Origin of the sequence: Actinotalea ferrariae CF5-4 (assembly GCF_000603945.1) — a bacterium.
In the GTDB taxonomy this organism is placed as follows: Bacteria; Actinomycetota; Actinomycetes; order Actinomycetales; family Cellulomonadaceae; genus Actinotalea; species Actinotalea ferrariae.
On sequence record NZ_AXCW01000135.1, the window covers coordinates 1 to 11,997 of the forward strand.

Genomic DNA, 11,997 nt, shown 5'->3' on the forward strand with positions numbered 1-11,997 from the left:
GGCGGCGCCCGGCAGAGGCCCCTGCAGAGATGGCGGCCAGGGTCGCTCCCGGGGCGTTCGGGGGGCGGGGATCCCGGCGGCGTTCTGCGCGACCGATCGCCATGTCGGTGGGCGGTCATACGATCGAACACATGTTCGACCTGCCCGGCGAGGTGCGCACCGCCGACGACGACGTCGCGGCGGCGCTCGCCTATGCGCGCTCCGTCGCAGGAAGGTCCCACGCCGCCGAGGACGTCGCGACGCGGTGGGCGCTGGCGCACCCGGAGGCGGCGCGTCTGGCGGCCGCCCGGCCTGGTCCGGCATTGACGTGGCGGTTGACGCACCTGGCCGTGGCCGACGCCCCCAGCGAGGACCTCCTCGAGGCGGTCGGTGCCTGGGAGCGCACAGCGGCTTGGGTCGCCGCCGAGCAGGCCAGGGTGCTCCAGGAGCTGCAGCGGCGGGTGGCCGCGTCGACCTGGGCGCAGAAGGGGCTGCGGGAGGACGTGGCCGGGACGCTAACCCTGTCGGGTCGGGCGGCCGGCATCCTCCTCGACCGTGCCCGCGAGCTGACGGCCGCTCCGGAGGTCCACGACGCCCTGAGGTCAGGCGTGCTGTCGGTCCGGAAGGCTGACGTGATCCTGCGGGACACCGGCTTCCTGTCCTCGTCCGAGGCGCGGTGCGTCCACGACGCGTTGATCGAGCAGGCACCGCTGCTCACCGCGCCGCAGCTCGGTGCGGCCGCGCGACGAGCCGTGCTGGAGCTGGACCCGGACGCCGCGGAAGCACGACACCGACAGGCACGCGAGGAGCGCTGCGTCGTGCTCGAGCCGGCGGCGGACTGCATGGCGACGATCCGCGCGTACCTCCCCGCGACGGATGCGGTCCGCGCGATGCGCGCCCTCGACGCCGTGGCCGCCGCCGCATCCCCCGAGGACCCGCGGGGGATCGACGCCCGCCGCGCGGACGCCCTCGTGGACGTCCTCGCGGCGGTCCTGGACACCGGCGTGATCGTGCCGGACGGCGGTCCGCGGCGCCGCACGCGTCGTGCGCCGCGCCTCAACCTCACGATCAGCACGGACGCGCTCGCCGGGGCGACCAGCACCCCCGGGTTCCTCGACGGGTACGGACCCGTGCTGCCGAGCCTCGCCCGCCGACTCGCCCACGAGGCCGCCTGGCACTTCGTGCGCACCGATCCCGCCACCGGTGAGGCGCTGGAGCAGCCCGGCAGCCGCTACCGCCCACCCGAGGCGCTGCGGTCCGCGATCATCGCCCGAGACGTGACGTGCACCTTCCCCGGCTGCCGCGTCTCGGCGCAGGTGTGCGACCTCGACCACACGGTCCCGTTCGACGACACCCGTGATCCCGCCGAGCAGACCCGGCGCAGCAACCTCACCGCGCTCTGCCGTCACCACCACCGGCTCAAGACCCACGGCCGATGGACACCGCGCCGTGAGCGCGACACCGGCGTCGTCGTGTGGACGTCCCCGACGGGCAAGCCCTACACCCGACAACCCGTGCCGGCGCCGGGCGAGCCCCCACCCGGTCCACGGGGCGCCGGGGGGTCGTTAGACGGAACGGACCAATCCCGCCCGCCGGGCGAGCACCCACCCGGTCCACCGGAAGCCGGGGGGTCGTTAGACGGAACGGACCAATCCCGCCCGCCGGGCGAGCACCCACCCGGTCCACCGGAAGCCGGGGGGTCGCTAGACGGAACGGACCCATCCCGCCCGCCGGGCGAGCACCCACCCGGTCCACCGGAAGCCGGGGGGTCGCTAGACGGAACGGACCCGTCGTCCCGCCCGCCTCCTTTCTAGGTCGGCGCCGGGCGAGAGCGTCTCCGCGCGCACCTACCGGCGCACGCGACCGAGGGCGGCGACGACCTCGCACACCAGCGCCTGGGCGTCGTCCGCGAGAACGCTGTCGAGGAGGGCGGCACACACGCCGACGGCGACCGCCCGGGCCCGCTCCGGCGCGCCCGGCTCCAGCGGTCCGTACGCGTCGAGGAAGGCCACCCGCGCACTCCCGGTGAAGGCGGCGTACCCGATCATGAGGTCGACCGCCGGGTCGCCGAGGCCGGAGTCGCCCCAGTCGATGACGCCGGCGGCCGTCCCGTCGTCGGCGACGAGGACGTGACGCAGGTGCAGGTCCCCGTGCAGGAGCACCGGTTCCCCGCCGCTGGGGCCGGCCACCACCGCCGTGTCCAGGACGGCCAGGAGTGCGGGGACGTCGACGTCCGCTCCCGCGTCGCGCAGCCGCTCGAGACGAGGGACCGTCCGCTCCCGCAGCACCGTCGGCTCGCCGCGGCGGTTGGCGTCGGTCGGCAGGGTGACGCCCCGCGCCGCAGCGGCGGCGACGGCATCGCGTGCCAGGTCCGGCGCGTGGAGCGTCCGGAGGAAGCCGCCCAGCGCGCGGGCCACGGGCACGCGGTCGTCCTCGCCGAGGCCGGCCACGGCCAGCTCCTCGCCCGGGATCCGCGGCCCTCCCCAGAACGGCCGGTCGAATCTCGCGACAGGCCTCCCGAGGTAGGTCGGCACCGGGATCGGCAGCGGGAGGCGACCCGCGAGGGCCGGCAGCACGGCGAGCTCCCGCGCCGCGAGCGGGACGGCCACCCCACGGTGGACGAAGCGGAACAGCAGCTCGTCGCCGACGGCGAACACCGCGTTGTCCCAGCCCGCCGCGAACCGCCGCACCGGCAGGTGGGCCAGCTCGGGGAACTGCGATCGCACGAGATGGGCGGCGAGATCCTCGTCCACGACGAGGTCGGACGCCCAGACCGGCGGCGTCACGGGACGGCCGGGCTCCTCGCCCCCGTCAGGCATGCGCTTGCCCAGCGTCAGCCACTGCCTGCCCCCTCATCGGCCACGCCTCTGGTTCCTCGCAGGCATGCGGCTGCTCCTCGTGAGGCACGCGCCCGCCCCTCGTCAGCCACGCCTCTGCTCCGAGTCCGACATAAAGTGCTCCGCGTCAGGCGCGCCTGCCCTCGTCAGCCACGAGCCTGCTCCCCCTCAGGCACGCCGCTACCCTGCTCAGGTGAGCAGGTCGTGGCGGACGATCGTGGCCTCGCGACCGGGACCCACACCGATGGCCGACATGCGCGTCCCGGACATCTCCTCCAGCGCCAGCACGTACCGCTGCGCCGCCGCGGGCAGGTCCTCGAAACGACGGCAGCCGGAGATGTCCTCCGACCACCCGTCGAGCTCCTCGTAGACGGGCAGGGCGTGGTGGAAGTCGCTCTGGTTCTCGGGCATCTCGTCCAGGCGCCGCCCGCCGACGTCGTAGCCGACGCACACGGGGATCCGCTCGAGCCCGGTCAGGGTGTCGAGCTTCGTCAGCACGAGGTCCGTGAGGCCGTTGACGCGGGTCGCGTAGCGGGCGATGACGGCGTCGTACCAGCCGCACCGGCGGGGCCGGCCCGTCGTCGTGCCGTACTCCCCGCCCGCCTCGCGCAGCCACTGGCCGGTCTCGTCGAGCAGCTCCGTCGGGAACGGTCCCTCGCCCACGCGGGTCGTGTACGCCTTGATGACGCCGACCACCCGGTCGATGCGCGTGGGCCCGACGCCGGAGCCCGTGCAGGCGCCGCCGGCCGTCGCGGAGGACGACGTCACGAACGGGTAGGTGCCGTGGTCGACGTCGAGCATCGTCGCCTGACCCGCCTCGAAGAGGACCGTCTTGCCCGCGTCCAGCGCCTGGTTGAGCACGAGGCCCGTGTCGCACACCATCGGGCGCACCCGGTCGGCGAAGGAGAGCAGCTCCTCGACCGTCTCCTCCACCGTGATGGCACGCCGGTTGTAGACCTTCACCAGCAGGTGGTTCTTCTGGTCGAGGGCGCCCTCGACCTTCTGCGCGAGGATCTTCTCGTCGAAGAGGTCCTGCACTCGGACCCCGACGCGGCTGATCTTGTCCGCGTACGTCGGGCCGATGCCGCGCCCCGTCGTGCCGATCCGCCGCTTGCCGAGGAACCGCTCCGTCACCTTGTCGATCGTCCGGTTGTACGGCGCGATGAGGTGGGCGTTCCCGGAGACCAGGAGCCGCGAGACGTCGACGCCCCGCTGCACGAGCGCGTCCAGCTCGGTGAACAGCACCGCGAGGTCGATGACGACGCCGTTGCCGATCACCGGGGTGACGCCCGGCGACAGGATCCCCGACGGCAGCAGGTGCAGGGCGTACTTCTCCCCGTCGATCACGACGGTGTGCCCCGCGTTGTTGCCGCCGTTGAACTTCACGACGTAGTCGACCCGGGAACCGAGCTGGTCGGTGGCCTTGCCCTTGCCCTCGTCGCCCCACTGGGCGCCGAGCACGACGACGGCTGGCATTGCGTCCTTCTTCCTCAGGCGGTCAGGGCCGCCCCGAGGCTACCGGAGCGCGGCGACGGCCTCGGGCGACGTCCCGCTGTCGAGCAGGAACCGGCGGCACCGCTCGGCCTCGTCCGACTCGCCGATGGCCTCCGCGGCCTCGGCCAGCGCCAGGAGGGAGCGGAGGAAGCCCTGGTTCGGCTCGTGGTCGGCCGGGACCGGGCCGGCGCCGCGCCAGCCCGCGCGACGCAGGGCGTCGAGGCCGCGGTGGTAGCCGGTGCGGGCGTAGGCGTAGGCGGCGACCGGGTCCTGCGCCTGGGCCTCCTCGGCCAGCAGGGCCCACAGCAGGGACGACGCGGGCTGGGCGGGCACGACGGCGCGCGGCGCGGCACCGCCCGCCACGGCGGCACGGGCGGCGACGTCGGGGTGGTCGGCCGGGAGGCGGGTGGGCTCCGGACCGCCGAGCAGGTTCTCCATGGGCCCATCCTGCCCCGGGCGACCGACATGCCCCGACATGCACCGGTCGTGGGCCCCCGCCTACAGTCGGTCCCCGGGCCGTGCGCACGCCGCGCCCGCCCGGAGCGGACGCGGAGGCGGAGATGATCGAGATCGCGATGTCGTCGGCGACGGCGACCCTGGTGATCTCCGGCGACCTCGACCTCGGCGCCCGCGACCAGTTCCCCGAGGTCGCGGCGCGGGTCACCGGGCTGCGCCGGCAGCTGCTCGTGGTGGACATGTGCGCCGTGACCTTCATGGACTCGACCGGCGCGGCGTTCCTCATCTCCCTGGCCGACTCCGGGCGCCGTCGCGGGGGCGCCACCGTGCTGCGCGGGTGCGACGAGCGCGACCTGTTCGTCCTGGAGGTGTGCGGGGCCCTCGACCTCTTCCGCATCGACCCCGACCACCGGTGCTCGGCGGCGGAGGTCGCTCGGCGCGAGCAGACCGCGGAGGCGCTCCAGGTGAGCGACCACCCGGGCGACGAGGTCGGCGGGCCCGAGGAGAGTGCCCACACCGACCGCGCCTGAAGGCACCGCTCAGCCCGACCCCGGCCCGGCTCAGTCCGCCGGCCGCCCTCGGATCGCGGCGGTGAGCGGCAGGGGCCGCACCCGCGCCCACACGAGCTTGCCGCTGCCCGCCGGACGCCAGCCCCAGTCGGCCAGCCGCTCGACGATGCGCATCCCGTAGCCGCCGACGCGCCCGACGTGGCCGTCCGTCGTCACCGGCGGCGTCGGGTTGGCGTCCTCGACCTCGATGCGCAGGCCGTCCCCGGTGTCCTGGAGACGCAGCTCCAGGTGCCCCCAGCCGTGCAGGACGGCGTTGGCGACCAGCTCGGAGACCACGAGCTCGGCGCTGGACCCCCCGGGGACGTCCCACGCCGCGCACGTGCGCAGGACCGCCTGGCGTGCGCGGCCGATCGACGCCGGCTCGCTCGGCAGGGTCCACCGACGCCGGCGCGGGCTGGGCGTCCCGCCCGCCCGGTCCCCCCGCGGGTCCGGCACGCGCACGACGACGACGGCGACGTCGTCCTCCGGGCTGTCCGCCAGCCGCGAGAGCAGCTCCTCCCCCACACCGGCCGCGTCCTGCCGGCCGAAGCCTGCGGCCGTCTCCACGAGGGCCTCCAGGCCGTCCCGCATCCGGCGGTCCCGCCGCTCGATCAGACCGTCGGTGTACAGGACGAGCACGTCGCCGGGCTCGAGCCGGACCGAGCACTCCGAGCGCTCCCCCGTGCCGAAGCCCACCAGCGGGCCGCTCGCCCCGTCGAGGCGCAGCACCTGGCCGTCGCGCGCCACGAGCGGCGGCAGGTGGCCGGCGCGCGAGTAGCTCGCCGTCCACCCCGGGCCGTCCTCGTCCCGGCGCAGCGTCACCAGGACCAGGCTCGCCGGCCGCGGGACGTGCATCCCGGCCACCAGCTGGTCGACCCGCCGCAGGACCTCCGCGGGCTCCGGCGTGCCGAACACGTACGAGCGCACGACCGAGCGCAGCTGGCCCATCGCGGCCGCCGCCTCGACGTCGTGCCCCACGACGTCCCCGACGACGAGCGCGACGTGGTCGGCGTCGGGCTCCAGGACGTCGTACCAGTCGCCGCCCACCTGGGCGTGGCCCGAGCTCGGCGCGTAGTACGTCCAGACGTCGAGGTCCCGCACCTCCGCCTGCTGGGGCAGCATGGCGCGCTGCAGCGTCTCGGCCAGCCGGTGCTCCCGCGCGTAGAGGCGCACGTTGTCGGTGACCGTGCCGATCCGGCGGGCGATGAGCGGCAGCACGAGCCGCTCGTGCTCGTCGAGCTCCGCCAGGCCGCGCCCGCCGTGCGGGACGGTCACCTGCAGACCGAGCGTCCGGCGTCGGCCCGGGATGGCGTGCACGACGGCGACCGCGCGGTCCTGCCGCCCGAGCCGCTCGCGGACCTGCTCGACCAGCCAGGTGGTCGTCTCCCCCTCGGCGGGCGCGTCGAGCGGCACCTCGATCGGGCCGTCGACCGCACCCTCCAGGAGGTGCTGGACGAGGTCGGGGGCGGGGCGGGGCGCGTCGTCGTGGGGGCGGTGCGCGCGGTGGCGGCGGGTGGAGCGGCTCTCCGCGACGGAGGCGGAGATCCGGTGGACGGCACGCAGGCCACCCTCGTCGAGGAAGTACGCGGCGAGCTCGACGAGGTCCTGCTCGAGGAGCGACGCCACCTCCCGCAGCAGGTGGGGGTCCTCGGCGTCCCCGAGGATCTGCGAGACGTGGGCGACGACGGCGAGCCCGCGGCGCGCGCGCCGCTCCTGCGCCACGGAGCGCTCCAGGCCGCCGGCGTGCTCGACCCGGTCGGTGACGTCCACCTGGATGCCGACCCAGTGGCGCACGACCCCGTCGTCGTCCGCGACGGGCGACAGGGACACCTGGTTCCAGAAGGGCGTGCCGTCCTTGCGGTAGTTGAGGATGGTCTCGGTCACGTCCCGCCCGGCGGCGACGGCCTGCGCCAGGCGGCGGCCGGCGGCAGGGTCCGTGCCCGGGCCGTGCAGGACGCTGGGCCGCTGACCGACGATCTCATCGAGCGTCCAGCCGGTCGTCCGCGTGAAGGCGTCGTTGACCCACACCACGGGGCTGCCTGGCGCCGAGCTCGTCAGGACGAACGAGACGTCGGTCGCGCGCAGCGCTCTGTCGCGGACGGCGGTCAGGTCGTCCGGTAGTGGATTGACCATCACCCTCTACGATCGTCTAGCGTTCAACCGGACGCCACCGCACCCTCGGGTCGCCGGTGAGCCGAGGCCCGAACCGTGACGGCCACCGACCGAAGGGAGCGCCGTGCAGGAAGGTAGCGGTCACACGCCGGACGAGCGCGCCGACGCCTCCGACCTCCTGGACGGCCCGACGCCGGGCGGCGTGCCCGAGTCCCAGCCGGGCTCCGTGCACGTGATCGTGCAGGGCCAGCGCACCCGGATCGTGCTGTCGGGCGAGATCGACGCGGACCTGGGGCCGGACCTGCACGAGGCCACGGCGGACGCCGAGGCCACGGGCCTCCCGGTCGACATCGACACGCAGCACGTGACCTTCATGGACTCGTCGGGGATCGCCTTCCTGGCGCGGATCGCGACCCGGTCGGGCACGAGGACCCGGGTGATCCACCCGCCGGAGACGGTGCGCTTCCTCCTGGAGGTGACGCGCATCGGTGAGCTGCTCGAGGTCGTCACCGAGGAGGACGTCGCCGACGACAGCCCGGCGGACCACGGCCTGCCCACGATCGGACCGGCCGGCCGCGGGGGCCGCACGAGCCCCCCAGCCGGACGACGTCGCCTGACGGGCGACACCGCCGACGGCGACGCGACGCGCGTCAAGCACCCCCGACAGCACGACGCCGCCGCACCCTGAGGTGCGGCGGCGTCGTCGTCGGTGGTGACGTCAGCCGATCTTGTTACCGGCCGAGCGGAGCTGCTGGCAGGCCTCGGCGATGCGCTGCGCCATGCCCGCCTCGGCGAGCTTGCCCCAGGCGCGCGGGTCGTAGGTCTTCTTGTTGCCGACCTCGCCGTCGATCTTCAGGACGCCGTCGTAGTTGGTGAACATGTGGCCGACGACGGGGCGCGTGAACGCGTACTGCGTGTCCGTGTCGATGTTCATCTTGATGACGCCGTTGTCGACCGCCTCGGCGATCTCCTCGGCCGTCGAGCCCGAGCCGCCGTGGAAGACCAGGTCGAACGGGTTCGTCTTGCCGATCTTCGCGCCGACCGCGTCCTGGATCTCCTTGAGGATCGCGGGGCGCAGCTTGACGGCACCGGGCTTGTAGACGCCGTGCACGTTGCCGAAGGTCAGGGCCGTGAGGTAGCGGCCCTTCTCGCCGGCACCGAGCGCCTCGACCGTCGCGAGGCCGTCCTCGACCGTCGTGTAGAGCTTGTCGTTGATGGCGGCCTCGTGACCGTCCTCCTCGCCGCCGACGACGCCGACCTCGATCTCGAGGATCGTGCGGGCCGCCTGCGAGAGCTCGAGCAGCTCCGCCGCGATGACGAGGTTCTCGTCCAGCGGGATGTCCGAGCCGTCGAACATGTGCGACTGGAAGGTCGGCAGCTTGCCGTCCTTGACCTGCTGCGCCTCGATGGCCAGCAGCGGGCGGACCCAGCTGTCGAGGTTCTTCTTGGTGCAGTGGTCGGTGTGCAGCGCGACCGTCACGGGGTAGCCCTTGGCGACCTCGGCGGCGTACGCGGCGAGGGCGAGGGAGCCGGCGACGCGGTCCTTGACGGTGGAGCCCGAGGCGTACTCGGCGCCGCCCACGGAGACCTGGATGATGCCGTCCGACTCGGCCTCCGCGAAGCCCTGGAGGGCTGCGGTCAGCGTCTGCGAGGAGGTGACGTTGACTGCGGGGTAGGCGAACGAGCCCGCCTTCGCGCGGTCGATCATCTCGACGTAGACCTCGGGAGTGGCGATGGCCATGAAGACTCCTGCGTGATGAGGGGTGGGTTTTCCACGCCCATCCTGGCACGGTCGCCGGGAGTACCGCCGGGACCTCTCTCCCGTGGACGGAGCCTGCGGGCGTGCTCGCGCAGCGGCTGCTGCTCGTGCGAGCCCTCCGGGTCCTCCACGTGGCGCACCGCCCCTCACCGCGCGCGCGACCAGTAGGTAGACACGCCGACTAGTCAGCCGTACTGTCTAGCCATGCCTCCCACCCCGCCCGGCCCGTCGGGCACCGGCGACCGGCCGGGCGACTGGCTCCGCGGCGTCCTCGGCCTCTGCCTCCTGCGCGTGCTGGCCGACGGGCCCAGCTACGGCTACGCGCTCGGGGTTCGCCTGGCGCAGGCCGGGCTCGGGGAGCTCAAGGGCGGGACCCTCTACCCGGCCCTCACCCGGCTCGAGCAGGCCGGCCACCTCACGGTCGAGTGGCGCGCCGGCGAGGGCGGGCCCGGGCGCAAGTACTACGCCCTCACCGCCTCCGGGCGGGAGGCCCTCGCCGACGGCGCCGCCCGCTGGGCCGCGTTCGCGGCGCTCACGGCGGGGTTCGTCGCGGACGGGGCGGCCGACGGCGGGACGACGGGCCTCACCGGCACCGGCACCACGACCAGCACCAGCACCAGCACCAGCGACACCGTCAGCACGGACGACAGCCGTGCGGCGACGCCCGCACCGACACCAGCACCGACACCAGCACCGACCGCAGGGGGACCCTCATGACGCCGTTGCACCGGATCCGCGACCGCTGGGACGCGTTCGCCCACCAGACCGAGCGGACGATCGCCCCGCACGTCGACGGGGACTGGGCGGAGGCCCTCCTGCTGGAGCTGCGCCTGCGTGGTGTCCCCGGGGACGCCGTCGGCGCCGTGCTGGCGGAGGTCGACGCGCACGTCGTGGACAGCGGGACCTCCGCCCGCGAGTCGTTCGGCGACCCCGTCGCCTACGCCCGCAGCCTCGAGCTGCCCACGGCCGTCGACGGGCCGCGCGAGCTCGCCCGCACCGGCGCACCGGTCGCGGCGCAGGTGCTCGGGATGCTCCTCACGCTCTGGGCCGCGGCCGCGCTCCTGGCGTCCGGTCCCCTGACCGTGACCGCCGGGCACCTCGCCGCCCTCCTGCTCCTCGCGGTGCAGCTCGGCGTCCTGCTCCTGCGCCCCGACCCGTTCCTGCGGACCGCGGTCGAGCACCCGGTCGTGACCTGGCTCGCCCTCATGACACTCATGGGCCTCACCGTCGCCGCCGTCCTCGCGCTGCCGCAGCCGGTGCTGAGCAGTCCCGCGGGACCCGTTCTGGTCGTGGGCCTGCTGCTGCTGGCCGCCGGGACGGCGGTCGCCCTGCGGCGGCACCGGTCCGGTGCGGACCTCGACCCGGTCCTCAGCCCGCTGCCGGACGGCGGGCACGGTGCGGACCTCCGGCACGGCGCGGAGACCCAGCACGGCGGGGACATCCAGCACGGCGCGGACATCCAGCCCGGCACGAAGACCCAGCACGGCACGAGCGGCCAGCACGGCGCGGGTGCCCGGCAGGCCACACCGCGCTGGGGCAGCGTCGGCGTCTGGCTCGTCCCGGTCTGGACCGCCGTGCTGCTCGTGATGACGACGGCGATCGCAACGGCCACGCCCTGACACGAGCGGCCGCGCCCTGACACCCCGCGCAGGGCGTGGCCGCCTCCCGCCGTGCGCCCGCCTCAGAGCTCCAGCAGGAGCGCCTCGCCCTGGCCACCGCCACCGCAGAGGCCGACGGCGGCGCGTCCACCCCCGCGCGCTCGCAGGGCGTGCGCGGCGTGGACGACGAGCCGGGCGCCGGACGCCCCGATCGGGTGGCCGAGCGCGATGCCCCCGCCGTCGGTGTTGACCGCCGATACCGGCACGCCGAGATCCGCCGCCGACTGGGCCACGACCGCCCCGAACGCCTCGTTGATCTCGATCACGTCGAGGTCGCCGACCGACCAGCCCTGCCGCTCGAGCGCGGCGCGGATCGCCGCGGACGGTTGGGAGTGCAGCGAGGTGTCCGGCCCGGCCACCTGCCCGGCGGCGCGGACCGTCGCCAGCACCGGCCAGCCCGACTCCTCGGCACGGCGCCGGGTCGTCACGACCAGGGCCGCGGCGCCGTCGGAGATCGGGGAGGAGTTGCCCGCCGTGATGTGGCCGTCGGGCACGAACGCCGGGCGGAGCTTCCCGAGGGTCTCGACCGTCGTCTCGGGCCGGATGCCCTCGTCGCGGTCGACCACCGTGTCGCCCTTGCGACCCGGCACCGTGACGGGCACGACGAGGTCCGCGAACCGTCCCGAGTCCCACGCCGCCGCGGCGCGCTGGTGGGACAGGGCCGCCACCTCGTCCTGCTGCTCGCGCGTCAGGCCGTAGCGCTCCTGCGTCACCCGGTCCGTGCAGGTGCCCATCGACTCCCGCTCGTAGGCGTCGGTGAGCCCGTCGTGGGCCATGTGGTCGAGGACCTCGATGGACCCGTACGCGGTGCCGGTGCGCGACCCGGGGAGGAGGTGCGGCGCCATCGACATCGACTCCATGCCGCCGGCGACAACGACCTCCGCCTCGCCCGAGCGCAGCAGCCGGGCCGCGTCGATCACCGCCGTGAGGCCCGACAGGCAGACCTTGTTCACCGTCGTGGCGTGCGCGCGCATGCCGATGCCGGCCGCCAGCGCCGCCTGACGGGCCGGGTTCTGCCCCGCGCCGGCCTGGAGCACCTGGCCCAGGACGACCGCGTCCACGGCGTCGGCGGGCACCCCGGATCGCTCGAGCGCGCCCCGGATCGCCGTCGCGGCGAGCTGCGTCGCCGGCACCGTGCCGAGCGCGCCGCGCAG

Annotated in this window: 11 protein-coding genes; 5 read left to right on the top strand and 6 right to left on the bottom strand. The window is 74.8% G+C overall.

Annotated elements, in window-relative coordinates:
* Window positions 1-131: 131 nt before the first annotated feature.
* Window positions 132-1,793, top strand: a complete 1,662-nt coding sequence (locus N866_RS19945) for an HNH endonuclease signature motif containing protein (RefSeq protein WP_052022979.1) — start codon at window positions 132-134, stop codon at window positions 1,791-1,793.
* 33 nt (window positions 1,794-1,826) lie between these two features.
* Here the strand turns inward: N866_RS19945 and N866_RS12095 are convergent, their stop codons facing one another.
* The 3 genes from N866_RS12095 to N866_RS12105 form a co-directional block, all read right to left on the bottom strand.
* Window positions 1,827-2,798, bottom strand: coding sequence for a phosphotransferase (locus N866_RS12095; RefSeq protein WP_081802603.1), 972 nt, complete (start codon window positions 2,796-2,798; stop codon window positions 1,827-1,829).
* Between the two features lie 207 nt (window positions 2,799-3,005).
* Window positions 3,006-4,292 carry an adenylosuccinate synthase gene (locus tag N866_RS12100; RefSeq protein ID WP_034226683.1) on the bottom strand — a complete coding sequence of 429 codons (1,287 nt, stop codon included), beginning with the start codon at window positions 4,290-4,292 and terminating at the stop codon, window positions 3,006-3,008.
* A gap of 39 nt (window positions 4,293-4,331) precedes the next feature.
* The gene (locus N866_RS12105) at window positions 4,332-4,748 is read right to left on the bottom strand and encodes a DUF3151 domain-containing protein (RefSeq protein ID WP_034226685.1); all 417 of its coding nucleotides are present in this window, start codon (window positions 4,746-4,748) and stop codon (window positions 4,332-4,334) included.
* Between the two features lie 122 nt (window positions 4,749-4,870).
* On the opposite strand from N866_RS12105, the gene N866_RS12110 reads away from it, so the two are divergent.
* Window positions 4,871-5,296: an STAS domain-containing protein gene (locus N866_RS12110; RefSeq protein WP_081802604.1), complete on the top strand. Its 426-nt coding sequence runs from the start codon at window positions 4,871-4,873 to the stop codon at window positions 5,294-5,296.
* Window positions 5,297-5,326: 30 nt separating this feature from the next.
* On the opposite strand, the gene N866_RS12115 is transcribed toward N866_RS12110, so the two are convergent.
* Complete coding sequence (locus N866_RS12115; protein WP_052022982.1) at window positions 5,327-7,447, bottom strand: SpoIIE family protein phosphatase; 2,121 nt, start codon at window positions 7,445-7,447, stop codon at window positions 5,327-5,329.
* A gap of 103 nt (window positions 7,448-7,550) precedes the next feature.
* Here N866_RS12115 and N866_RS22700 point away from each other — a divergent pair, with 103 nt between their 5' ends.
* On the top strand, window positions 7,551-8,114 hold the full coding sequence (locus N866_RS22700; protein WP_155855337.1) for an STAS domain-containing protein: 564 nt from the start codon (window positions 7,551-7,553) through the stop codon (window positions 8,112-8,114).
* A 30-nt stretch (window positions 8,115-8,144) separates the two neighbouring features.
* Here the strand turns inward: N866_RS22700 and fbaA are convergent, their stop codons facing one another.
* Window positions 8,145-9,167: a class II fructose-bisphosphate aldolase gene (gene fbaA / locus N866_RS12125; RefSeq protein ID WP_034226690.1), complete on the bottom strand. Its 1,023-nt coding sequence runs from the start codon at window positions 9,165-9,167 to the stop codon at window positions 8,145-8,147.
* Between the two features lie 222 nt (window positions 9,168-9,389).
* Between fbaA and N866_RS22705 the strand changes: the two genes are divergently transcribed.
* Together N866_RS22705 and N866_RS12135 are read left to right on the top strand one after the other, a co-directional pair.
* Window positions 9,390-9,902 carry a PadR family transcriptional regulator gene (locus N866_RS22705; protein WP_081802605.1) on the top strand — a complete coding sequence of 171 codons (513 nt, stop codon included), beginning with the start codon at window positions 9,390-9,392 and terminating at the stop codon, window positions 9,900-9,902.
* Window positions 9,899-10,804, top strand: a complete 906-nt coding sequence (locus N866_RS12135) for a hypothetical protein (RefSeq protein WP_034226692.1) — start codon at window positions 9,899-9,901, stop codon at window positions 10,802-10,804. Before N866_RS22705 ends, N866_RS12135 begins: the two co-directional genes overlap by 4 nt.
* Before the next feature lie 62 nt (window positions 10,805-10,866).
* Here the strand turns inward: N866_RS12135 and N866_RS12140 are convergent.
* Window positions 10,867-11,997, bottom strand: a 1,131-nt coding sequence (locus tag N866_RS12140) for an acetyl-CoA C-acyltransferase (protein WP_034226694.1), incomplete at its 5' end; no start/stop codon positions are given.